Source organism: Halomonas sp. BDJS001 (genome assembly GCF_026104355.1).
In the GTDB taxonomy this organism is placed as follows: domain Bacteria; phylum Pseudomonadota; class Gammaproteobacteria; order Pseudomonadales; family Halomonadaceae; genus Vreelandella.
This window is the reverse complement of record NZ_CP110535.1, coordinates 3,062,883-3,088,402: the sequence shown is the minus strand read 5'-3', so window position 1 is coordinate 3,088,402 and position 25,520 is coordinate 3,062,883. Positions and strand designations below refer to the sequence as shown.

The 25,520-nt window shown below is 54.8% G+C and carries 11 protein-coding genes; 10 read left to right on the top strand and 1 reads right to left on the bottom strand.

Annotation, left to right across the window (positions count from 1 at the left end):
* Positions 1-217: 217 nt before the first annotated feature.
* Complete coding sequence (locus OM794_RS14275; protein ID WP_226251382.1) at positions 218-1,531, bottom strand: MFS transporter; 1,314 nt, start codon at positions 1,529-1,531, stop codon at positions 218-220.
* 107 nt (positions 1,532-1,638) lie between these two features.
* On the opposite strand from OM794_RS14275, the gene OM794_RS14270 reads away from it, so the two are divergent.
* From OM794_RS14270 to OM794_RS14225, 10 genes are all read left to right on the top strand, one after another.
* Positions 1,639-1,908, top strand: a complete 270-nt coding sequence (locus tag OM794_RS14270) for a SelT/SelW/SelH family protein (RefSeq protein ID WP_226251381.1) — start codon at positions 1,639-1,641, stop codon at positions 1,906-1,908.
* The gene (locus OM794_RS14265) at positions 1,905-2,783 is read left to right on the top strand and encodes a DMT family transporter (protein ID WP_226251380.1); all 879 of its coding nucleotides are present in this window, start codon (positions 1,905-1,907) and stop codon (positions 2,781-2,783) included. The genes OM794_RS14270 and OM794_RS14265 overlap by 4 nt, the downstream gene beginning before the upstream one ends.
* Positions 2,784-3,135: 352 nt before the next feature.
* Positions 3,136-4,653, top strand: coding sequence for a TolC family outer membrane protein (locus OM794_RS14260; RefSeq protein WP_265153818.1), 1,518 nt, complete (start codon positions 3,136-3,138; stop codon positions 4,651-4,653).
* Between the two features lie 124 nt (positions 4,654-4,777).
* Positions 4,778-6,955, top strand: a complete 2,178-nt coding sequence (locus tag OM794_RS14255; RefSeq protein WP_226251378.1) for a type I secretion system permease/ATPase — start codon at positions 4,778-4,780, stop codon at positions 6,953-6,955.
* Positions 6,955-8,385, top strand: a complete 1,431-nt coding sequence (locus OM794_RS14250) for an HlyD family type I secretion periplasmic adaptor subunit (protein WP_226251377.1) — start codon at positions 6,955-6,957, stop codon at positions 8,383-8,385. Before OM794_RS14255 ends, OM794_RS14250 begins: the two co-directional genes overlap by 1 nt.
* A complete protein-coding gene (locus OM794_RS14245) occupies positions 8,385-9,017 on the top strand; it encodes a response regulator transcription factor (protein WP_226251376.1) in 633 nt (210 codons plus the stop codon). Before OM794_RS14250 ends, OM794_RS14245 begins: the two co-directional genes overlap by 1 nt.
* 95 nt (positions 9,018-9,112) lie before the next feature.
* The gene (locus OM794_RS14240; RefSeq protein WP_226251375.1) at positions 9,113-12,304 is read left to right on the top strand and encodes a UDP-N-acetylmuramoyl-tripeptide--D-alanyl-D-alanine ligase; all 3,192 of its coding nucleotides are present in this window, start codon (positions 9,113-9,115) and stop codon (positions 12,302-12,304) included.
* Positions 12,305-12,311: 7 nt separating this feature from the next.
* Positions 12,312-13,316 (top strand): hypothetical protein, encoded by a 1,005-nt coding sequence (locus OM794_RS14235; protein ID WP_226251374.1) that lies wholly within the window; start codon positions 12,312-12,314, stop codon positions 13,314-13,316.
* Positions 13,316-15,109, top strand: a complete 1,794-nt coding sequence (locus OM794_RS14230; RefSeq protein ID WP_226251373.1) for an ABC transporter ATP-binding protein — start codon at positions 13,316-13,318, stop codon at positions 15,107-15,109. Before OM794_RS14235 ends, OM794_RS14230 begins: the two co-directional genes overlap by 1 nt.
* Before the next feature lie 226 nt (positions 15,110-15,335).
* On the top strand, positions 15,336-25,481 hold the full coding sequence (locus tag OM794_RS14225; RefSeq protein WP_320442886.1) for an Ig-like domain-containing protein: 10,146 nt from the start codon (positions 15,336-15,338) through the stop codon (positions 25,479-25,481).
* The last annotated feature ends 39 nt before the right edge of the window (positions 25,482-25,520 follow it).

The window sequence follows — 25,520 nt, the reverse complement described above, 5'->3', positions numbered from 1 at the left end:
CCAAGTCCTTTCCATGATTCACAGCCGTTTCTACGCCTGTGAACCTCGGAATGTCCGTTCACTTATTATAGGTAGCATAGCAAATGTGCCAACGCATCACTGCTATCTGGCCCTATCATGGCGAGCGTTGTCATGTATTGCAATCGTGAACGCTAGCCTAACGCCAACGTGCTTATTGAAAATAACCTTTTGTTTCATATTGCTTGCCAGCGGCATGTTACTCGACTTCGGGTAATTGATGCGCGCTTAGAATCGCTCCGGCGCCGGTAGCTGCCAGAATGAGCAGTAATACGCCGCTACCAAACCACTGTGCAAAGGCGCCAATAACACCACCTACGAGCAGCATTAATACGCCGGTTAAGGTGTTTGATAGGGCAACATAAAGGGCGCGATTATCTTGATTTGCCATATCGACGAGATAGGTTTTACGCCCTAATCGCACGCCGTGGTGGACAATGACGAGCAGGGCGTAAATCGTTGCATAGGGCCAGATGCTGTGTGTCCATTCGCCGGGGAGCCACGCCAGACTGGCGGCCACTAAGCAGCAAATAGTGGTGCCCATCGCTGCATCGCGCATCACGCCCCGGCTTGAATGATCTGCGCGTTTTCCCCATACCGGGCTGGCCACCATGGCGGCTAGCCCTGACACCACAATCAGTATGCCCAGCCCCCCCAGGTCTGTGCCGCTTTGGTTCTGCCCGAGAAGAGCGATATAGGGAAGAGCAAGAGCACTTGAAAGCAGGAGTGCCCGCGAAACATTAAAGTGTAAAAAAGTACGGTCATCTTTCAGCAGCGAGAGCCCCAGTTTAATGCTGTCCCAGCCGTTTTCTCCTCCCTCTACCGCGCCGGCGGCTTCTTGAATGCGCGCGGCAGCGATGGCATTCATTAGCCAACCGCTGGCGGCTATGACCAGTAGTATTGCCACGACTAAATTGCCGGGGCGGCTCTCAAACAGCATTAGCACCGCCCCTGCGGCCAGCGTAGCACCACCGGCAATACTGCCGCTCCAGCCCATTAACGTGCCACGGCGGCGCTTGGCAATGGTTTTACCCAGCACATCTTTTGTGGCAATTGAAGATAACCCCCGTGCCAGTGAGAGCAGAACGAGCGCTGCGAGCACTAACGCACCCCCTAGGGTACCGTTGGCGAATAACGCTAATACGGCAAGCGCTAAGGCAGCGCATGCTTGGGTAAGTGCACCGGCGACCCATACCCATTTGCGCCTGGGCTTTAAACGGATAAACCCAGCCACAAAAATTTGTGGCAGCAGGGCGCCTGATTCTCGGATGGGAACCAGTAGGCCTACCATCCATACGGGAGCGCCAATAATGCCCATCAGCCAGGGTAAAACCAAACGCGCGCTCGACAGTTCGTCAGCCAACTTATTGCCCAAAGAGGCCCATACATGGAGAAAAAAATTGTGCGGTTGCTCGTCGCAGGCGCTTTCAGGTATGTCGTCGCACATGCGGCTGTCGTCATCACCCGTCAGCCACTCATACAGTCGAGACTGTGAAACATCATGTTCGGCCATCGGGGCTCCTTCTTAATTGACCTATCTCAAACGACCTATCTCAAGTCATCTCAAGATGACAGAATATCTTCTTAGGATGCCACATTAACTTGCCTTGGAGGTCAGGGATGTCACGTATTCAAATCCGTTATTGTACTCAGTGCCAGTGGCTACTGCGCAGTGGTTGGTATGCACAGGAATTGCTTTCAACTTTTGGTGAAGGATTAAGCGAGGTTGCGCTCGCCCCTTCCCATGGCGGTACGTTCGAGATCTGGTGTGATGAGGTGCTGTTATGGGAGCGCAAGCGCGATGGCGGTTTCCCTGATATCAAGCTTCTCAAGCAGCGTGTACGCGACCAGTTGGAGCCAGGTCGCGATTTGGGACATATCGACCGATGAATCAGGATCGACAAGCCATCCTGTTTGGGCTGGGAGCCGTCGCATTATGGTCGACGGTGGCGACGGCTTTTAAAGTAGCTCTCGCCTGGATGAGTCCCGTTGAGCTGATGTGGCTCGCAGCACTCGTTTCCTGGGCGTTGATGGGGGCGCTGGTCATCAAGCAGGGCAATACCGCTATAGCGTTACGTACCGGCTGGAAAACAGCTGCGTGGGCGGGGCTGATGAACCCGGTTGCCTATTATCTGGTGCTCTTCGCCGCCTATGACCGCCTCCCAGGACAAGAGGCGATGGCACTCAATTACACCTGGGCCTTAGCGATGGCGTTTTTGGCCGTGCCTTTGCTCGGTCAGCGCTTAACGCGTATGGATATCATTGCTGGATTAGTCGCCTATTCGGGCGTATGGGTCATCGCTACACGAGGCTCGGTTTTTAATGTCTCTTTCGCTGATCCGCTCGGGGTCGTGCTTGCGCTCGCTTCGACACTCCTATGGGCGCTTTATTGGCTGCTTAACGCGCGCGACAGTCGCCCACCCCTTGTAGGCCAGTGGCAAAATTTTAGCGTGGGCCTGCCGGTGCTGACCCTGTTATTACTGCTTGGCCCTGGTTTCCAATGGCATGGTTGGCCAGCCTTGGGTGCGGGTGTGTATGTGGGGCTCTTTGAGATGGGGGTGGCGTTTATTCTTTGGCAGTTGGCGGTGCATAAAGTGTCGCGCACAGCCAAAGTCTCAAACCTGATCTTTCTCTCACCGCCTGTTTCATTGCTGTTACTTTCCCTGGTCGTTGGAGAGCCTATCTTGCCGTCAACGTTGATCGGGTTGGCGCTGATTCTGCTGGGACTCGGGCTGCAACAAACCCAGAAAAACGAACAATACTGAATTTTTTTGTGTTTTATTGATGTTCTTATTGTAATTTTTTGTGACATTTGGTTTTATGTCCTCAGAATGAGTAGGAAATTAACTAAATCAGGCTAAGCTCAGCTGATTAAGGTTTAACTACCATTGGCTTACTTCAGAAATTGGGCGCTCGCAGGGTTGTAGGCTCACTGAGTGATGAGTGATTTGCGAGCAGATACTTGATGCAACCGCCTAGCATAGCTGCTCAATGAATCACACGAATAATGAGCTGCGTGCGATGAATGACAAACTATAAGGGAACGCTGACGATGGAAAAAAACGCCGTATCGAAACTCAAAAAATCTTCTGTCACCATGTTTTTAAGCCGCTGACAGTGACCTCGTTAGCCTGTCTTCCGCTTACCGCATTGGCGCAGTCTCTTCCCGCTAGCCTCTATGCGCCTGGCAACACTGATCTTCCCAGCACTATTCAACAAACGATTATTTCCAATCCTGATGTCAATGCTGCTTGGGCGAACTTTAGCGCTTCTGGTAGCGATGTCAGAGTCGCGAAGGGGAATTACCTCCCATCGGTTGATATCTCTGCGGGTGTGGGGCGTCAAGACCAGCAAAACGATGGTCGTGGGAGCTACGGCAGTGATTTTGCGGAACTAACGCTCACCCAAATGGTGTTTGATGGGTTTGCCACCCGTAGTGAAGTAGAGCGTTTGGATCGCACTCGGTTGATTGCCTATTTTGAGCTGCTGGGCGCCAGTGAAGAGGTGACGCTTGAAGCTTTTCGCACCTATCTTGATGTGCTTCGCTACCGCGAAATGGTGCGTTTAGCGCAAGATAATTACCGCGAGCACCAACGGGTGTTCTCGCAAATTGAAGAGCGTGCGCTTTCCGGAGCGGGGCGTGGCGTTGACCTGGAGCAAATCAGCGGCCGTTTGGCATTAGCTGAATCCAACTTGATGACTGAAGCGTCGAACCTACACGATGTAACGGCGCGCTATCAGCGTATCGTAGGTGAACTTCCTCCTCAGAATATGTCGCCTGCACCTAGTTTGGCTGCAGAGCTGCCCGCTGATGTTGATCAAGCTATCCAGATGGCCTTTGAGGGAAACCCAGATTTCCATGCCGCGATTGAAAATATCGCTGTGCAACGTGCTGAGCAAGGGGCTGCGAAGGCCGCCTTTATGCCCCGCCTTGATATACAGGGACGCACGGGAACCAATAATCAAGACGACTCGATAGCTGGACGTAGTGATGAGCACAGTATTCAACTGGTTGCTAGTATGAACCTCTATCGCGGTGGTTCTGATAGTGCCGCCTTTGATGCGGCGGCTACGCGGATTGAACAAGCCGTCAATCAACGTGAGGCGGCTTGTACAAACGTTCGTCAAACTACTCAAATTGCCTATAACGATACTCAGCGCTTGGGCGAGCAACTGAGCTACCTTAATGAGCATCGTCAGTCGATTAACCGAGTGCGCGGGGCTTATCAGCAGCAGTTTGATATTGGCCAGCGAACGTTGTTGGACGTGCTTGACAGTGAAAACGAATATTTCGAGGCCAGCCGAGCCTACGCAAATGCGGAGTTTGACTTAACCTTGGCCCAAGCTCGCACGCTAGCGGCAATGGGGCAACTTATGCACACTCTTGAAGTGGTGCGCGATGATATTCCTAGCCTTGCCGAACTTGGCTACGACGATATAACGCTTAGTAATGAGATGACCTGTGGAACGGAAGGGCCTCGTGGCTTTAATTTAGAAGACTTTACGCGCGGTATTTCTTCGTTACCCACTCACTCTGATACGCTAACGTCGTCTTATGCCAACAATGAGCAGCTAGCTATGATTTCCCAGTATCTGCAATTGGGCCACGAGGATGCGCTGGTCACTAACGGATAATGTGTTTGAATAGTTTTCTGTACAGAAACAGCGTTATTCGTCGTTTGGCGGCGATGGATTAGCGGCCTCCGCTAATCATAGGGGAAATAGATGCCTACATAGGCATTAGGGGAAAGAGGTCTTTGTGACACAAACCAAGCTGGAAAGGCCGACCGCTGCAAATGCTGGCGAGCAGCCATTAGGCGATGAGTTACTCGAATGTTTGAAAGCGGTTGCCTCATTTCATCAGCACGAGGTGTCATCAGAGGCTCTTAGAGCGGGCTTACCCTTGGAGGAGGGTAAGCTGACGCCTTCCGTCTTTGGTAGGGCCGCTTCCCGTGCCGGGCTGACGTCGCGGATTGTTAAAAGCAAGCTGTCGGTACTAAACCCTGCACTATTTCCCGCTATTCTCTTGTTGGAGCCGGGTAGGGCGTGTGTGCTGTTGGGGATTGATCTTAAGCAGCAAAAAGCAAACGTCATCTTTCCTGAGCTATCTGAATCAAACGTTGAACTGCCTCTTGAAGAGCTGTATGCGGGCTATAGCGGCGAAGCTATTTATGTCCGTCCTAAGTTTCTCGCCGATAATGCCTCTGAACCTGGGGTCAAGAAGCGTCGCGATCAGCACTGGTTTTGGGGCGTTATTCGCGAAAACAGACCTCTCTATCGCGATATCGTGCTCGGGTCGGTGGCCATTAACGTGTTTGCCATCGCCATGCCGCTGTTTGTGCTTAACGTCTATGACCGGGTAGTGCCCAATCAGGCAACGGAAACGCTCTGGGTGCTCGCGATAGGCATCTTTATTGTGCTGTGCTTTGATTTAGTGCTCAGGCTAATGCGCAGCAGCTTTGTCGATTTGGCCGCTAGCCGGGCGGATGTGAAGCTCTCTTCTTCAATCATGGCCAAAGCATTAGGTTTGCGTTTAGAAGAGCGTCCCGCATCAACCGGGTCGTTTACCTCGACACTTCAATCCTTTGAGTCGGTACGCGCCTTTATTGGTTCTGCGACTATTTTGGGGATTGTCGACCTTCCATTTGTACTGATGTTTGCGGCGATTATCGCGCTGATCAGCCCCTGGCTAGTGCTGCCGGTATTGGTGGGCATTGTATTTGTGCTGCTTTACGCCTTGGCCGCTCAGGGTAAGCTTCATGAACTTTCCCAGACAACCTGGGAAGTCGGTGCCCAGCGCAACTCGCTGTTGGTGGAGTCGATTTCCCAATTAGAAAATGTTAAAGCGCTGCGGGCGGAGAGTCGTATTCAGCGCCACTGGGAAAAATCATCGGCCTTCCTTTCCCGTACCGGTGCGCAGTTAAAAATGGTCAGCACCTCTGTCTCCAATGTGGCCCAGTGGGCGCAGCACAGCGTGGCGGTATGCGTCATCATTGTCGGTGTTTATCAAATCATCGAAGGTAATCTCACTCAGGGCGGTTTGATTGCCGCCTATATGCTCTCTTCACGGGCGATGGCACCTATCAGTCAGGCAGCGGCGCTGCTGGCGCAATACCATCAATCCTCAACGGCGCTTGAGTCACTTAACGCAGTAATGGACAAAAAGGTAGAGCGCCATGAAGGCAAGGCCTATGTAGAAAAGCCCAGCTTCATTGGCAATATTCGTCTTGAGAAAGTGACGCTTCGCTACCCCAATGAAGAGCGTGAAGCGCTGAAAGACGTATCGATAACGGTCAAAGCCGGTGAAAAAGTAGCCCTGCTTGGCCGCATTGGTTGCGGTAAATCTTCATTAAATAAATTGGTGCTGGGGTTTTATCAGCCAACGTCGGGAGCGGTGTTGGTTGATAACGTGGATATTCGTCAGTTAGATCCACTGCAGTTACGCCGCCATATTGGCTATGTTCCCCAGGACGTTAGCCTGTTTTCAGGGTCGCTGCGGGACAATATTGTCGCGGGTGGCGGTAGCGACCGCGTTGATGACGACGCGTTGCTGCGTGCCATTGGTTTGGCGGGTTTGGAGTCCCTTGTCAATAGCCACCCCCATGGTGTGGATCTGCAAGTGGGTGAGCGAGGTCAAGCGCTTTCCGGTGGGCAAAAACAGTCCGTCGCTATCGCCCGAGCGCTGGTACAGGATCCGCCTATCCTGCTGTTGGATGAGCCAACAAGCTCTATGGATAACGCCAGCGAAGAGGCATTTAAAGCCAACCTGACCAACGTGGCTGCAGGAAAAACGATTCTGGTGGTGACGCACCGCACCTCGCTCCTCTCACTGGTCGACCGAATTATCGTCATGGATGCCGGCAAGGTTGTGGCTGATGGGCCGCGGGATACTGTGGTCGAGGCATTGCGCAAAGGCCAGATCGGGAGGGCATCGTAATGGCGCGCAAATCCTCTTCTACCTCCGAGCAAAAAGGCTTTGATGCCATTGGTCGTTTCTCAGAAAAAGGCCAAAAGCCATTTCGCCCTTTTATGGATCGCCTGTTTGCCAAGCGCGTCTCTTCTGCCCACTTAAGCCGTGATTGGGCAAGCGATACCGACTGGGCGCGTATGCAGCAAGAGCCCATTCGTGCGCGGCTATTCCTGTATACCGTTTTGCTGACCGTTGTGGCGCTTTTAGTGTGGGCGTACTTCGCTTCTATCGATGAGGTGACCCGTGGAGCGGGGCGTGTGATCCCCGCCAGCCAGTTACAGCGTATTCAGTCATTTGACGGTGGCGTTATTGAGCAAATCTTTATTCGCGAAGGACAGATTGTTGAGGCAGGCCAAGTGTTGATGCAAATCGATCCCACTCGTTTCGTGTCTGATTTTCGCGAAAACCGCGCTCAGCGTTATGCGCTTCAAGCGCGCGCTGAAAGGCTGCGGGCGCTTGCGACGGGGACTGCGTTTGAACCCTCCGAAGAGCTCCGCCAAGAAGTACCGGATATTGTGGCCCAGGAGCGCGAGGTCTATGAGAGCCGCCGCGAAGAGTTGCGCGAACAGGAAAATGTACTTAATGACCGTATTCGTCAGCGTCGGGAAGAGCTGCGAGAGGCACAAGCTCGCCGTGATACAGCTCAACGTGAGGTCAATATGGCCAGTCAGGAACTCAACTTGACGCGCCCATTGTTGGCTTCGGGGGCCGTCTCTGAGGTAGAAGTCCTGCGCTTGCAAAGGGACGTATCCAGCGCCACCGGGGAACGTAACCAGGCGGATGCTGCCGTTTCACGATTAGAGGCCGCGGTAGAAGAGGCCGAGGGGCAATTGCTGGAGCTAAGCGCAGAACGTCGGAGCGAGTGGCGGAATGACCTTGCGCAAACGCTCGGCGACTTGAACGCATTACAACAATCGGGCACAGGGCTGCAGGATCGCGTTCGGTTGACCGAAATTCGTTCGCCGGTTGACGGTATCGTTCAACGTATCCACATTAATACCATCGGCGGTGTGGCCCAGCCAGGGCAAGAAGTTGTTGAAATCGTGCCTACTGACGACCAGTTGCTGGTTGAAGCGCGCATCGCCCCGCAAGATATCGCCTTTTTGCACCCAGGGCAGCCTGCCACTATCAAACTCACGGCCTACGACTATGCCATTTATGGTGGCTTACAGGCTGAGCTAGAGCGTATTAGTGCCGATACCATTACTGATGATGACGGTAATACTTTCTACCAAGTGCGCGTGCGCAGTTTAGAAAACGAAAATGTCGCCGATAGATTACAAGTAATTCCCGGCATGACAGCGCAGGTGGATATAGTAACGGGCAAACGAACTGTGATGCAGTTTATGCTCAAGCCTGTTTTAAGAGCTTGGCGTGATTCCATGGGGGAGCGCTGATGAAGCATTGGTTTATTACCACCGACGGTAACTTGAAAGCGCGTTGGAAAAAAGCGTTTCCCGAGATGGTTACTTCAAAACCTGATGTTTTTATTGGTAAAGCACAGCCTAATGATGTGGTGTGGTTGTCTACGACGGTTGAGGGGTGGTCAGAACTTATTGGTTCACTAACCGCTAAGGGAGCCATTGTCGTTGTGCTCAGTTATTCGCCGAATGACCGAGAAGCGTTGAGATCCCTCGATCTTGGGGCGCGAGGATATGTTCACACCCTTGCTGCACCGGAGGTGCTTAAGCAAGTAGCACTTGTGGTGACTAATCAAGGTGTGTGGGTTGGCCAAGAGTTGTTGGCGAAAGTGCTGGGTGGTTCTTTCAAAGCGCTTCAGCAGCGGGCTGAAGGTGGTGAAACTTTCAATACCGCCGAGCTTGGGAGTCTCACTGATCGTGAGCGGGGAGTAGCACTCGCTGTCGTGCGTGGCGCGACAAATAAAGAAGTTGCGCGTCAGCTCGATATTACTGAACGTACGGTAAAAGCACATCTTAGCGCTATTTTCAAAAAATTGGCTGTTCGAGATCGCTTACAGCTTATTCTGAAACTAGCACCGATAGTGGAGCGCGTTCCAGAGCGCTTCTAATTTATTTCATTTAGCGCGGGCAAGCCTCAATGTGATGCAGCGCTTCTTCGCTATATGGCTGACCCTCAGATTAGCCTCCATTACTGAGCCACTCCATGCCGGCTATTAAAGATTCTTCACTGCACTGCTTGTTTCCATCAAGTCAGCCGAGCGCTGAACACTCTGCCCGGGCGGCAGAGGTTTCGCGTGTTTTGGAGAACATGGGCGATACGGTGATGCCTATGTGGTTGGACAAACATGCAAAGGTGACTGAATTTATACCGGTGATGCTGATTTCGGTAAGCGATGGCTATGAACGTGCCCAAGTCACATCCGTTCATCTCGATTTGGTCAGTTTGCAGGCAGGCAACTGGGCAGCGTTATTACCCACTTTAAAGCAAGCGTTGATACAGCTGGAGCGAAAGTTCTCCCATCCTTTGGTGTGGTGTCGGTTGGAATGGCCTTTTGCCGTGCGAGAGTGGCAGTGGCAGGCGCTGAAACAGGAGATTAAGCGCTGTAAGCGTAACTATTATCGTAGCGGTTTAGCGTTTGTGGGTAAGAAATTTCCTCGACTCTTACTAACAGAGATGGAACTCAACGCCAATGCCTGTTTGTACGCAGGCAATAGGGTTGCCCACGCTGAAGTTAACCAGGCGAACCTTGAGCGTTATATAAAAGCACGTCATGGTTCCAGCCAAATGCCGGATTTTGCCGATAATATGCCGGTATGGAGCTTTTTCACTGCTGGCGTGTTTCTAGACGTGAGTGGTGAAGCGCCAAGTGTACATGCTTTGGATACCCAGCCAAGGCGCTGGGGGCGTCGAGAGACACCTCCTCTGACAGCCGTATCTACTGGGGAACTGATAGCTCGATCCACGCGTTTTTTGGGTAAGCAAGTGAGTCAAGGTGGCCACTATGTGTATGGCTATTTCCCCTGCTTTGACCGCCGCATCAACACTTACAATGTGCTACGGCACGCCAGCAGCACCTATGCTTTAGTAGAGGGGTATGAGGCCTGCGCAGATCAATGTCTTTTAAACGATGAGCAGCTTGAACTGATACGCCAACAGATAGTTTGGGCGCTTTCCGGCTTATGTTCCCAGTTTATTATTCATCGCCAAGGGGCGGCTTATGTAGTGGACACCGGCGATATCATTAAGCTAGGTGCCAATGCGGTCGCTATCCTTGCGCTGGTAAAGTATCACCAGGTCACCGGTGACGACGGTTATACCGATCTGGCAGATGCGCTTGCGCTGGGAATTGCCAGAATGCAGGAAGCCGATGGTAGCTTTGTACATGTACTCAACGCTGCGGATTTATCGGTCAAGGAAAAGACACGCATCATTTATTACGATGGTGAAGCTGCCTTTGCCCTGATGCGGCTTTACGATCATACAGGTGACAGCCGTTGGTTGGATTGCGTGGTCAATGCGTTTGATTACTTTATTGCCAATGGACATGAAAAAGCACACGACCATTGGCTCGCCTATTGCTCAAATGAATTGGTATCACATCGTCCGGAGCGAAAATATTTTGCCTTTGCAGTGCGTAATATCGCGGGCTATGTCGATTTTATCCGCGAACGAATCACTACCTTTCCCACGCTACTTGAGCTGTCGATGGCATTTCACAAGACGCTACTCCAGCTGGAGGCACGGCCTGATTTAGTCGATGTGCTGGACGGGTTTGATGTTAATGCGTTTTATCGGGCGCTACACGCCAGGGCTAACTATCTGCTAAATGGTTTTTTCTGGCCGGAAGTGGCGATGTACTTTAAGGCGCCCGCTACTATCGTGAATGGTTTTTTTATTCGCCATCACAGTTTTCGGGTGAGGATTGACGATGTGGAGCACTACCTTTCGGGGTTAGTCGCCTATCAACAAATGCTGCGCCAAGGTGAATATGCCAGCATTAAGCCTACGCTAGAGAATAAGCTTGATGCTAAGGCTATGGCTTCTGCAACAGGTGGCGTATGGGCAGTAGCGCCACCTGTTGGTTGGCTGGCAAGAGGGTTGTGCTGTTGGCCAAAATCCTTTCAGCCTGGGCAGGTGGTGGTGGCTCGGGGCAAAGAAATGGAGAAAGGTTTTTTGCCGTTTGCGGCGGTGAAGTCACTGGTCACTAAAGGTGCTTCTGCAGTGCTTTGCGATGATGGCGAGGCGTATCGTGATATCGGCGTCCCTGTGTTAAAAGTGCACGATGTGCGTTCAGCGATATTGGCCATAGGCCAGCGGCAGCGGCGCTGCTATGCTGGTCGCGTCGTTGGTATTACTGGCAGTGCAGGCAAAACAACGGCAGTGGCGATGCTAGCCCACGCGCTGAGCTACAATAGTTCAGTAGGGCAAACGCAAGGCAGCGCCAACCTGCCGGTTGGTATTGCCTGGAATATCGCTTCAATGCCCCAAGAAGCACCGTACTGGGTGGTTGAAATGGCCATCGGCTCCATGGCCCAAAATACGGCGCTTGCTCGCCCTGATATTGCCATTATTACGAATATTGCTGCGTCGCATCTGGAATATCACCACACCTTGGATGAAATTGCCCGCAAGAAAGCGCTTATTTTTCAGGGTATGCCACCCAATGGTGTCGCCATTCTCTATCGTGATATGCCGCAGTATGCGTATCTTGCAGAGCAGGCAAGAACCCACAACCTAACAGTAGTCAGCTTTGGCGAGCATGCTGATGCTGACATACGCATGCTTGAATTTGCAGGTAATAGTGGCCGTATTACGTTCGATGGTGCTATTTATCCGCTCCGCATGAACGCCGCTGGACGCCATATGCTGCTTAACGCCATGGCAGTGCTGGCAGTGGCCAGACACGACAACTTACCTTTAGATGCCGTTATGGCACGCTTAGCCTCTTTTAAGGCGGTGGCAGGGAGGGGAGAGGTGCGGGCCATTGAGTACCACGGAGTGGCGATCACCCTTTATGATGAGGCCTATAACGCTAATCCGCTATCGATGCGCATGGCGCTGGAGTCCTTCTCCGCACTACCTGTGGCTGCGGAACAAAAGTTATTGATTATTGGCGATATGCTGGAGCTTGGGTCGGAGGCCGATGTGTTGCACCAAGAGCTCGCTCCTATCCTTGCCGCACTACCGGCGCGCCGAATATTGTTGTGTGGCCACCATTGCCAAACACTAGGTTCGCTCCTGGGTGGAGAAGACGCCGGAGTGTTTTGCTTTGCGGATGCTAAAGCCCTTGAATCAGCACTGCCTGACCACCTAATGCCGCAAGATAGCGTCCTTGTTAAAGCGTCTCACGGTATTGGTTTGCACACGTTTTTTTCCTCCCAGCCCCGTGAGTAAACGCCTATTGTCAACCCCGCGTTGGTGGGTCGCTCTGATACTGCTTTGCGCAATGATGGGCAAGCTAACGCCCGCTATTGCTCAGCCGCAGCCTGAAACCGGCGAATGTTATTACCTGGAGCGTGATAGATCGCTTGAGGAGTGGGTGCATGAGTGGACTCATACTGAAAGCGTTGATGATATTCACTTCTTTGGTGAGACTTCCAACCAGCGTGAGGTGCTAACCTCCACGCAACTTGATGACTTGGAGCTGCAGCTAGCGGTGGCGGATATCCTCTATCGCGACGTATTGGGCCTTACACCGCCCTTGCTTATGCAGCGCTACCAACGTGCAAATTTCATTATGGTGATTTTACGTGACGACCAAACACACGGTGGGCTGGCTTATGATGAAGTTGTACGTAGCCCCGCCGCCTCTGATTGTCATATTCGTATGTCTCTGGGAGGCGAGGTGGAGGCAGCTCGAAACGTAACTCCTGCACATGAGCTTTTCCATCTTTATCAAAACGCGCACATGATGTTCAAACAAGCGTGGTTGCACGAGGGGTTAGCGCGCTGGTCGGAAACATTATTGAGAGGTGATGCACAAAAGGGGCATCCCTTGCCTGCGGCTGTCGAGGCACTTGAGATGGTGATGCAAGAGAGCTATGACGCAGCGTCATTTTGGCAACGGCTGTTTTATCTAATTGATTCGCAAGGGGATGTATCTATCCCCGATGAGGTTAAAGATAAGCGCTATCACGATGGTAGCCAGGTAATCGCAGCAACGACGTTGTATGGGAGTGCCTTCCTTCCACAATTATTCTCCTCACTGAAGGAGGCGGGAGTATTGCTGGCTCGTCAAGAGCAGTGGCCTGTATATGGCTGGGCAGAGGCAGAGCAGCGTAGTCTGCGCCATAATGCGACCATCCTTTCCGCTGTGCATCATGCCGTTTCGACGTATATGCCGGTGGCCGACCAGCCGGACGAGTTACGTGCATTTATGCAACTTATTGAACCACTGATTGATTGATGAGCAACCTAGCGGCGCGAAGTGATAAGGGTGATAAAAACAAGATCCATGGCCATCAAGTCCGTGACTTAATGGCTGCGCTGGCCCGAGCGGTGCTGTGGCCATTTCGCTGGCGCGTGATCACTATCTTGTTGATGCAGGTCGCCATCCAGGTAATGCTGCTGGCAAGCTTGGTGCTCCCCTGGCAACTACTTCAAGTGTTGATAACCGGGCATAGCCGCATTGATGGTTGGGTTGTCGAGATGGGGGCTCGTAGTGACAAGATAGCGGTGCTCATCGTTTTGGCAGTACTCTGCTTTTGTGCCTATGCCTTGCTCAAATGGCGGGTTAAAAAAGCCATTGCCACTCTCTCTGCATCGATACTATGGCATTTGAATAAAACCCGCTTAGTCGCCAACCACAGATTACTTGGTAAACGTGTGCTGGGTGTTGTGATAGGTGCCTTATCATCCACGCTTATTGCGCTACTATTCTGTTTATTGATTGCGCTTTTGCACCCGCTGTTAGCGCTATTGGCCGTTGTCTGTGTCGTTGGTTTGGGGGTGGTCGTTGGTATTTACTATCGATTTGAAAGGGTGCAGAAAATCCAGGATATGCTTCAGGGTAATGTTCTTACCGTTATCAATATCAGCTTTGTATTGGGCTTTTTGATCATTGTACTGGATTACCTTAATGGCACTATGCGCCCGATCCTAACGCTTTTTATACTGCTGCTGGGGATGCGCCAATTAATGGCGGCAAGCGTCAATGGGTTAGTAAGTTTTTTAAGTATAATCAAGTATTTTCAACAGATTAACATGCTGCTTTTGCCACGCTGCCAGCAGGTATCGCTCTTTTCAACCACTGATTTTGTGCAACGTTTTGAGCAAATGGCTCTCAAACAGTGGCTGTTACCATGGCTGGTTGAGCGCGAGCACTGCGGCTGTGACAGCAATATTTTACAATGCCGTCTGTTACATGGACGTACGATAGCGCAAGTATTGGTTCGTGATACTGAGAGCAACGGTGCCCCGCGCTATATGTTGTTCAAGTGCTATGTGCCTGCTCGGGAGAATGAAGCACTTCATGAAACTGCGCTTTTGAACGAAGTAAACGGCTATTATCATGGTGCCATTCCCACTGTACCTGTTCTGTTGGACAGTGGCCGCTTGCCTTGGTGCTCTTTTGTGTTGTTGGCGTTGGGTGACAAACTTCCTCAGTGGAAAAATTCAGAAGAACGAAAGCCGTGGATGCATGAGTTGCGCCAATGCCTGCTGCATGTCCCTTTACCCGACGCTCTTATTGGGCAATACACAGCAACTTTTGCCTCATTACCCGAGTGGATGAAGAAGATAGACGCTGCGCATTTTGCATATTTGACCCAAGAGGATAAAGAGAGCTTTCAAGTTGAGCGGTTTATGCGTTTATGGCCACGAATGGTGGCTGCGGTGGAAAGAATCCCCAAATGCCTGACGGTGCAAAACCCGAGTAGTGCACGGATGGCAACCATAAACAGCCATATGCTTTTGATGGACTGGCAGGGCTGGGTCTATGACACGCTTGGGGCATACTGGCCGTTATCTGCAAAACTGCATGCCGAAGTGCTTGAAGTGATTGGCAACCAATGGGAGCACCCGAGTAGTCAACAAGATTGGTCTGAATTTAATACCCCCGCCATGGCGGCGAATTACGTTGCGCTGGCTGCTCGCGCGCATGAGTTTTGTCAGCGCTGCCACACGAATAACGATTCCGGAGCACTGAATATGGTTGCTGGGCTTCTAAAAGCCTACGAGGCAATCAGTCAGGAAGATTAATTAGTTCAGGCTTTGTTGAACTATTCTGACGGACGCTCAAATATCAACACGCCTCCGGTGTGCTCCAGACTCCTCTTCCTATCGCTTTGTCCGTATTGTCCACCGGTACAATATGAATTTGCCTTCATCAAGACTAGCCTTGTTCCACAATGCCGCTAATAGCCACTTTTATTAGGCCTTATTAAAGCGGCGACCCTTTAATTAAATCGCGGGTGGGGCATTACACATGGCAACGGCAACGGTTATCGCTATTTCAGGTCAAGCATGGGCACGTGGTGAAGACGGCAATCTACGCGAACTGCGTATTGGCGATGTTCTTCAGGAGGGCGAGACGCTCATCACCTCTGCGGACGGCCGTGTTGAGCTAGACTTTGCCGATGGAACTGGCGCTAACATTGTCGAAGGTGGCCAAGAAGTTGCTGTTACTCCCGAGCTTGATGTTGATGCGATTGTCACCACCGATGCCAGTGTTCAAGACGACGACCTTGAAGCGTTACTTGCTGCTCTTGACGACGAAGAAGGTGATCTCCTCGACCTCCTTGATGCGACTGCTGCCGGTGGAGGCGCCGGTGGCGGTGGTGGCGGTAGCGATTTCGTCCGCGTTGCACGTATCGCTGAAGAAACCGACCCGCTAAGTTTCGAGACTGCTGAAGGCGGCCTAGAAAGTACTGAGTTTGTTGAGTTTGGTGATGGCGCAGCGGCTGTCTCAGATGAGCTAGATGATACAGATGCTGACGCCGATGCCGACGCTGATGCAGATGCCGATGCGGACGCAGACGCTGACTCAGATGCAGACGCTGACTCAGATGCAGACGCTGACTCCGATGCAGACGCCGACGCAGATGCGGACGCAGACGCCGATGCAGACGCTGATGCTGATGCCGATGCGGACGCAGACGCTGACTCAGATGCAGACGCCGATGCAGATGCAGACGCCGACGCAGATGCTGATGCGGACGCAGACGCAGACGCAGATGCAGACGCTGATGCTGATGCTGATGCTGATGCTGATGCTGATGCTGATGCCGATGCGGATGCGGATGCGGACGCTGACTCAGATGCAGACGCCGATGCCGATTCAGACGCTGACTCCGATGCTGATGCCGACGCAGATGCTGACTCAGATGCAGACGCTGATGCGGACGCTGACGCCGATGCGGATTCAGATGCAGACGCTGATGCTGATGCAGATGCAGATGCAGATGCAGATGCAGATGCAGATGCAGATGCAGACGCCGATGCAGACGCTGATGCCGATGCGGACGCCGACGCTGACTCAGATGCAGACGCTGATGCGGATTCAGACGCCGATGCAGACGCTGATGCAGATGCAGATGCAGACGCTGATGCAGATGCAGATGCAGACGCAGACGCTGACGCAGATGCTGATGCAGACGCCGACGCCGACGCCGACGCTGATGCTGATGCGGATTCAGACGCTGATGCCGATGCCGATGCCGATGCCGATGCCGACGCAGATGCTGACGCCGATGCTGATGCGGATTCAGACGCCGATGCAGATGCGGATTCAGACGCCGATGCTGATGCGGATTCAGACGCTGATGCCGATGCCGATGCCGATGCCGACGCCGACGCAGATGCTGACGCCGATGCTGACTCAGATGCAGACGCCGATGCAGATGCGGATTCAGATGCAGACGCCGATGCCGATTCAGACGCTGACTCCGATGCTGATGCAGACGCAGATGCTGATGCAGACGCAGATGCTGATGCAGACGCCGATGCGGACGCTGACGCTGACGCCGATGCAGATGCGGATTCAGACGCCGATGCGGACGCTGACGCCGATGCAGATGCGGATTCAGACGCCGATGCGGACGCAGACGCTGACTCAGATGCAGATGCAGACGCTGATGCAGACGCAGATGCTGATGCGGACGCTGATGCAGATGCAGATGCAGACGCCGATGCGGACGCTGACTCAGATGCCGACGCAGACGCAGATGCTGATGCCGACTTAGAAGCCACTATCACCATCGACACCATCGCCGATGACGACGTGATCAATGCCGCTGAGTCTGAGCAGAACTTCACCGCTATTAGCGGCACGGTGGGCGGAGACGTGGTGGCGGGTGACCAAGTCACGTTGAGTGTCAATGGCAACAGCTACACCACTAACGTGGTCGACGATGGTGCGGGCAACCTTAGCTACAGCACTGCCGTGGCAACTGCCGATCTCATCGCAGACAATCGTGTGGAAGCGAGCGTGACTGCTACCGACGCGGCGGGTAACAGCGAGACCGCCACTGCCGCGCGGGATATCACGGTCGACACCGAGATCGCAGCGGGTATCACCATCGACACCATCGCCGGAGACGATGTGATCAACGCCGCTGAAGCCGCCGAAGCCAACACCACCATCACCGGCACGGTGAGCGGTGACGTAGTAGCGGGTGACCAAGTCACGCTGAGCGTGAACGGCAACAGCTACACCGGCGACGTAGTAGACGACGGCGCAGGTAACCTGGGCTACAGCATCGACGTGCTCACAGCGGATCTGATCGCCGACAATAGTGTGGAAGCGAGCGTGACCGCTACCGATGTGGCGGGTAACAGCGAGACCGCCACTGCCGTGCGGGATATCACGGTCGACACCGAGATCGCAGCGGGTATCACCATCGACACCATCGCTGAGGACGATGTGATCAACGCCGCGGAAGCCGCTGAAACCAATACCACCATTACCGGCACGGTGAACGGTGACGTAGTAGCGGGTGACCAAGTCACGCTGAGCGTGAACGGCAACAGCTACACCGGCGACGTAGTAGACGACGGCGCAGGTAACCTGGGCTACAGCATCGACGTGCTCACCGTGGATCTGATCGCTGACAATAGTGTGGAAGCGAGCGTGACCGTCTCCGACGCAGCGGGTAACAGCCAGACCGCCACCGCCACACGTGATTTTACGGTCGATACCGAGATTGCCGCGGGCATCACCATCGACACCATCGCCGATGACGACGTGATCAATGCTGCTGAAGCTGAGCAGAACTTCACAGCTGTCAGCGGTACGGTGAGCGGAGACGTGGTGGCGGGTGACCAAGTCACGTTGAGTGTAAATGGCAACAGCTACATCACTATCGTTGTCGATGATGGTGCGGGCAACCTAAGCTACAGCACGACCGTGGCAACCGCCGATCTGATCGCCGACAACAGTGTTGAAGCGAGCGTGACTGCTACCGACGCGGCGGGTAACAGCCAGACCGCGACCGAAACACGTGACATCACTGTCAACACCGACGCTAGCGCTACCATCATCATCGACACCCTTGCCGGTGACGACGTGATCAACGGCGACGAAGCCACCCAGACCATCAGCGTGACCGGCTCGGTCGGCGGCGACGCCAAAGCCGGCGATACCGTCACCCTGACCGTGGGTGACGACACCTTCACCGGCCAGGTAGCGGCAGACCTCACCTACGCCATCGACGTGCCCGGATCGGTGCTGGCCGAGAACGACAGCATCCGTGCGGAAGTCACCGGCGAAGACGCCGCCGGCAACCCCTACAGCGCCGAGGCCGACCGTGGCTACGGCGTGGACACCGACGCTAGCGCTACCATCACCATCGACACCCTTGCCGGTGACGACGTGATCAACGGCGAAGAAGCCGCCCAGACCATCAGCGTGACCGGCTCGGTCGGCGGCGACGCCAAAGCCGGCGACACCGTCACCCTGACCGTGGGTGACAACAGCTACGAAGGCACCGTGGGTGAAGACCTCACCTACGCCATCGACGTCCCGGGCAGCGTACTGGCCGACAACGACAGCGTGACTGCCGAAGTCACCGGCGAAGACGCCGCCGGCAACGCCTACAGCGCCGAGGCCGACCGTGGCTACGGTGTGGACACCGACGCCAGCGCTACCATCAGCATCGACACCCTTGCCGGTGACGACGTGATCAACGGTGAAGAAGCCACCCAGACCATCAGCGTGACCGGCTCGGTCGGCGGCGACGCCAAAGCCGGCGATACCGTCACCCTGACCGTGGGTGACGACACCTTCACCGGCCAGGTAGCGGCAGACCTCACCTACGCCATCGACGTGCCCGGATCGGTGCTGGCCGAGAACGACAGCATCCGTGCCGAAGTCACCGGCGAAGACGCCGCCGGCAACGCCTACAGCGCTGAAGCTGATCGCGGCTACGGCGTCAACCTGGACGCTTCCGCCACGATCACCATCGACACTCTCGCCGGTGACGACGTGATCAACGGTGAAGAAGCCACCCAGACCATCAGCGTGACCGGCTCGGTCGGCGGCGACGCCAAAGCCGGCGATACCGTCACCCTGACCGTGGGTGACGAGAGCTACAGCGGCCAAGTGGACGCCGACGGCAACTACGCCATCGACGTGCCCGGATCGGTGCTGGCCGAGAACGACAGCGTGACTGCCGAAGTCACCGGCGAAGACGCCGCCGGCAACGCCTACAGCGCCGAGGCCGACCGTGGCTACGGCGTCAACCTGGACGCTTCCGCCACGATCACCATCGACACCCTCGCCGGTGACGACGTGATCAACGGCGAAGAAGCCACCCAGACCATCAGCGTGACCGGCTCGGTCGGCGGCGACGCCAAAGCCGGCGATACCGTCACCCTGACCGTGGGTGACGAGAGCTACAGCGGCACCGTGGGTGAAGACCTCACCTACGCCATCGACGTGCCCGGATCGGTGCTGGCCGAGAACGACAGCATCCGTGCCGAAGTCACCGGCGAAGACGCCGCCGGCAACGCCTACAGCGCCGAGGCCGACCGTGGCTACGGTGTGGACACCGACGCCAGCGCTACCATCAGCATCGACACCCTTGCCGGTGACGACGTGATCAACGGTGAAGAAGCCACCCAGACCATCAGCGTGACCGGCTCGGTCGGCGGCGACGCCAAAGCCGGCGATACCGTCACCCTGACCGTGGGTGACGACACCTTCACCGGCCAGGTAGCGGCAGACCTCACCTACGCCATCGACGTCCCGGGCAGCGTACTGGCCGACAACGACAGCGTGACTGCCGAAGTGACCGGCGAAGACGCCGCGGGCAACGCCTACAGCGCCGAGGCCGACCGTGGGTACGGTGTGGACACCGACGCTAGCGCTACCATCAGCATCGACACCCTCGCCGGTGACGACGTGATCAACGGCGAAGAAGCCACCCAGACCATCAGCGTGACCGGCTCGGTCGGCGGCGACGCCAAAGCCGGCGACACCGTCACCCTGACCGTGGGTGACAACAGCTACGAAGGCACCGTGGGTGAAGACCTCACCTACGCCATTAACGTGCCTGGGTCTGTGCTGGCCGAGAACGACAGCGTGACTGCCGAAGTCACCGGCGAAGACGCCGCCGGCAACGCCTACAGCGCCGAGGCCGACCGTGGCTACGGTGTGGACACCGACGCCAGCGCTACCATCAGCATCGACACCCTTGCCGGTGACGACGTGATCAACGGTGAAGAAGCCACCCAGACCATCAGCGTGACCGGCTCGGTCGGCGGCGACGCCAAAGCCGGCGATACCGTCACCCTGACCGTGGGTGACGACACCTTCACCGGCCAGGTAGCGGCAGACCTCACCTACGCCATCGACGTCCCGGGCAGCGTACTGGCCGACAACGACAGCGTGACTGCCGAAGTGACCGGCGAAGACGCCGCCGGCAACGCCTACAGCGCCGAGGCCGACCGTGGCTACGGCGTGGACACCGACGCCAGCGCTACCATCAGCATCGACACCCTCGCCGGTGACGACGTGATCAACGGCGAAGAAGCCACCCAGACCATCAGCGTGACCGGCAGTGTGGGCGGCGACGCCAAAGCAGGCGATACCGTCACCCTGACCGTGGGTGACGAGAGCTACAGCGGCCAAGTGGACGCCGACGGCAACTACGCCATCGACGTGCCCGGATCGGTGCTGGCCGAGAACGACAGCGTGACTGCCGAAGTCACCGGCGAAGACGCCGCCGGCAACCCCTACAGCGCCGAGGCCGACCGTGGCTACGGTGTGGACACCGACGCCAGCGCCACCATCACCATCGACACCCTTGCCGGTGACGACGTGATCAACGGCGAAGAAGCCACCCAGACCATCAGCGTGACCGGCAGTGTGGGCGGCGACGCCAAAGCAGGCGATACCGTCACCCTGACCGTGGGTGACGAGAGCTACAGCGGCCAAGTGGACGCCGACGGCAACTACGCCATCGACGTGCCCGGATCGGTGCTGGCCGAGAACGACAGCGTGACTGCCGAAGTCACCGGCGAAGACGCCGCCGGCAACCCCTACAGCGCCGAGGCCGACCGTGGCTACGGCGTGGACACCGACGCTAGCGCTACCATCAGCATCGACACCCTTGCCGGTGACGACGTGATCAACGGTGAAGAAGCCACCCAGACCATCAGCGTGACCGGCTCGGTCGGCGGCGACGCCAAAGCAGGCGATACCGTCACCCTGACCGTGGGCGACGACACCTTCACCGGCCAGGTAGCGGCAGACCTGACCTACGCCATCGACGTGCCCGGATCGGTGCTGGCCGACAACGACAGCATCCGTGCCGAAGTCACCGGCGAAGACGCCGCCGGCAACGCCTACAGCGCCGAGGCTGATCGCGGCTACGGTGTGGACACCGACGCCAGCGCTACGATCACCATCGACACCCTCGCCGGTGACGACGTGATCAACGGTGAAGAAGCCACCCAGACCATCAGCGTGACCGGCTCGGTCGGCGGCGACGCCAAAGCCGGCGATACCGTCACCCTGACCGTGGGCGACGACACCTTCACCGGCCAGGTAGCGGCAGACCTGACCTACGCCATCGACGTGCCCGGCTCTGTGCTGGCCGACAACGACAGCATCCGTGCGGAAGTCACCGGCGAAGACGCCGCCGGCAACCCCTACAGCGCCGAGGCTGATCGCGGCTACGGCGTGGACACCGACGCTAGCGCTACCATCAGCATCGACACCCTTGCCGGTGACGACGTGATCAACGGTGAAGAAGCCACCCAGACCATCAGCGTCACCGGCTCGGTCGGCGGCGACGCCAAAGCCGGCGATACCGTCACCCTGACCGTGGGCGACGACACCTTCACCGGCCAGGTAGCGGCAGACCTGACCTACGCCATCGACGTGCCCGGCTCTGTGCTGGCCGACAACGACAGCATCCGTGCGGAAGTCACCGGCGAAGACGCCGCCGGCAACCCCTACAGCGCCGAGGCTGATCGCGGCTACGGCGTGGACACCGACGCCAGCGCTACGATCACCATCGACACCCTCGCCGGTGACGACGTGATCAACGGCGAAGAAGCCACCCAGACCATCAGCGTGACCGGCTCGGTCGGCGGCGACGCCAAAGCAGGCGATACCGTCACCCTGACCGTGGGCGGCGAGAGCTACAGCGGCCAAGTGGACGCCGACGGCAACTACGCCATCGACGTGCCCGGCTCTGTGCTGGCCGACAACGACAGCATCCGTGCGGAAGTCACCGGCGAAGACGCCGCCGGCAACCCCTACAGCGCCGAGGCGGATCGCGATTATGGTGTTGATGCTGCCCCAGAGGCTGAGGGCGGACAAGTAACAGGTGAGGAAGACACCGCTTTAATACTGAAATGGAGTGATTTTAATATCACTGACGATTCACCTGTTGCTGAACAGGGAATTGTAATTACCGATTTGCCTGCCTCTGGAACATTGGAGTTCAAAGATGCCAGTGGGCAGTGGCAGAGCGTGGCTGTGGATGCAAACTTCAGCAGAGCGGAAATAGATGCTGGGCAATTGCGCTTTATGCCAGAGGCTAATGAGTCAGGCTTCGATAGCTATGATGGCGAGGGGGTAGGAAACCAGGAAGCTAACTATGCTCAGTTACAGTTCCGTCCCATCGATGGTCACAATGAAGGAGCTGAAGCTACCCTCGCGATTGACATTGTGCCTGTTGCCGATGCACCCACTGTTTCTGTATCACTGGGTGACACACTTGAGTCGGTACGAGCCTCCGTCATTAAGGTTGAGCATGGCAGCACTACTATTACCATTGAGGGCACTGAAATCAGTGCTGAAGGAATCAGTGGTCAAGTTATCAAACCACCGTTTAGTGATGGCAACCTCAACCCAGGTAGTGCCAATAATACTAATGGTGCTGATGTTATAGCGCTCATCGGTGACTTCAATAAACTAGTGAATGGTAACCAAGCTGTAAACTCGATCAATGGTGATGATAAGGACTATGTTTACTTAAATAAGGCGTTAACGAGCTATGCCGTTAATTTAGGCGAGCAGCATCAAAACTCTGGGTATGACGGAACGATTACCGATTTGGCCACTGGTGTGACCATTAGTGTCAATAACATCCGCGGGATCATATTTGGCGATGGCTCCACTATGTTGCCCAGTGATGCGACTACCACGATTACCCAAACCGGCTATGACATTATCGAGGTCGAACTCTCTGCCCTGTTAACTGATACTGACGGCAGTGAGGTGCTTTCGGATATTATTTTGACGGACATCCCAGCTGGAGTTGAACTGACCGGTGAGGGCGTCGTTATGCAACCGGATGGCAGCTGGCTGGTGGCTAATCCTACTGGGGAGAGCATCGACCAGTTGACGTTGACGATGAAAGTGCCTGTGAGTGTCGGAGCATTTGATATCACGGCTACGGTAACTTCCAGCGAGATATACGAAGATGCCGCTGGAGACCAGCAAGTCATCGACAGTGAAACAAGCACTGATACCACCGCCGTGGAGCAATACAATATTGTGGTAGGTTCGCCAGGCGGTGATAGCATCACGGGTACCAGTGCAAATGACATCATTATTGGTGATGTTGCTGGTCTGCAGTTGGTGCCAGGTGAAAACTACAACCTGGCGTTCATGGTGGATACATCGGGCAGTATGTCGAATGCCGATATTGCCAATGCTAAGGCATCACTGACCGAAGTGTTCAATACCCTTAAAGAGAGCGTCGGCGAGGATAATGCCGGCACAGTAAACATCTTCTTGGTGGAGTTCGATACCCAGGCAGGGAGAAATGTCAGTGTTGATTTGTCGGATCCACAAGCGCTGTCGAAGCTGCAAACAGTGCTGGATGGCTTCCAACAAGGTGGTGGTACTAACTATGAAGATGTCTTTAAAACGACTGCCAACTGGTTCTATACGGATTCTGTCCAGGCCAATTCCGGCACTAACATGACCTATTTTATAACCGACGGTTTACCGACATATTACCAGGCTAAGGAAAAAGAGAGTGCGGTGGTGGGCTCCAGAGGAGGGAATCGCTGGAATCTTAATATCGATGACATTGATTACACACCTGGCCAAGCATACTCAATGAATATCGATGGCCAGATGAGAGAGGTCATCGATACAAGTGGCAATGTGCAACAGTGGACTCATAGTTCTGGATGTGGCGGTGGAAGTTGGAGTAGCAGTATTATCGGTCAGGTAAGGCCTGAGGGCGACGGTACATACGAAATTTCTGAACTTGCTGGTGACGGCAGAAGTACTACACAGACGGTTGCACAGAATTCATTGGAAGCCTTTGCACTGCTGGATGGTAAGTCCTCGGTCAATGCCATTGGTTTGGGTGGCAGCTTGAACGAAAGTAATCTTCAGGCATATGACTCTGATGGCATCGTTCAGTCGAACATCAATCCGGAGCAGCTCGCTGATGCTATTCTGGGTGAAAATGTTCAGTTGCCTTCTGGCAATGACACAATTTCCGGTGGTGAGGGCAATGATGTTCTGTTTGGAGATCAGATTACCTTTGCTGGGATTGAAGGTAACGGCTTGCCCGCTATTAAGGCTTATATTGCAGGCCAGTTGGGCCTTGCAGACTCTAACCAAGTTACTGCTGAGCAGATCCATACATACATTACCAATAATCATGGAGAGTTTAATAACTCCACGGGTACCGTTGGTAACGATATTCTAATCGGCGGTGATGGGGATGACATTCTATTTGGGCAAGGTGGCAATGATACGCTGGTAGGGGGAGCTGGTGATGACATTATGTATGGCGGTAACGGCGCCAATACCTTTGTATGGGATTCGAGCGATGAAGGGACTGAGCAGACACCCGCTGTAGATCAGGTCATGGACTTCAATATGGGGCAGTTTGGCGCCGACTCTGCGGCCGATCGATTGGATATAGCGGATCTTCTGCAAGGGGAAAATGCGGAAAACCTGGATCAGTACATTAAAGCAGAACAGCAGGGCGCTGATACTGTACTGCATGTTAAATCTGATGGTGGGTTAGCCGCAGATGGTAGTAATGCGGATCAGCGTATCGTATTGAAGGATGTGGAGATGCCGCAAGGTGGCAACTCTTCGGACTTTATTCAAAGTATGTTGGATGATGGCCAACTTAAGATAGATCAATAATTAGTACGACTGAGCGATAAAAAATGCCCCATACTCTTC

What these genes read in the sequence shown, in the direction of transcription:
- OM794_RS14275 (WP_226251382.1), bottom strand. Translation starts at nt 1,531, where the DNA reads ATGGCCGAACATGATGTTTCACAGTCTCGACTGTATGAGTGGCTGACG.
- OM794_RS14270 (WP_226251381.1), top strand. Translation starts at nt 1,639, where the DNA reads ATGTCACGTATTCAAATCCGTTATTGTACTCAGTGCCAGTGGCTACTG.
- OM794_RS14265 (WP_226251380.1), top strand. Translation starts at nt 1,905, where the DNA reads ATGAATCAGGATCGACAAGCCATCCTGTTTGGGCTGGGAGCCGTCGCA.
- OM794_RS14250 (WP_226251377.1), top strand. Translation starts at nt 6,955, where the DNA reads ATGGCGCGCAAATCCTCTTCTACCTCCGAGCAAAAAGGCTTTGATGCC.
- OM794_RS14245 (WP_226251376.1), top strand. Translation starts at nt 8,385, where the DNA reads ATGAAGCATTGGTTTATTACCACCGACGGTAACTTGAAAGCGCGTTGG.
- OM794_RS14240 (WP_226251375.1), top strand. Translation starts at nt 9,113, where the DNA reads ATGCCGGCTATTAAAGATTCTTCACTGCACTGCTTGTTTCCATCAAGT.
- OM794_RS14230 (WP_226251373.1), top strand. Translation starts at nt 13,316, where the DNA reads ATGAGCAACCTAGCGGCGCGAAGTGATAAGGGTGATAAAAACAAGATC.
- OM794_RS14225 (WP_320442886.1), top strand. Translation starts at nt 15,336, where the DNA reads ATGGCAACGGCAACGGTTATCGCTATTTCAGGTCAAGCATGGGCACGT.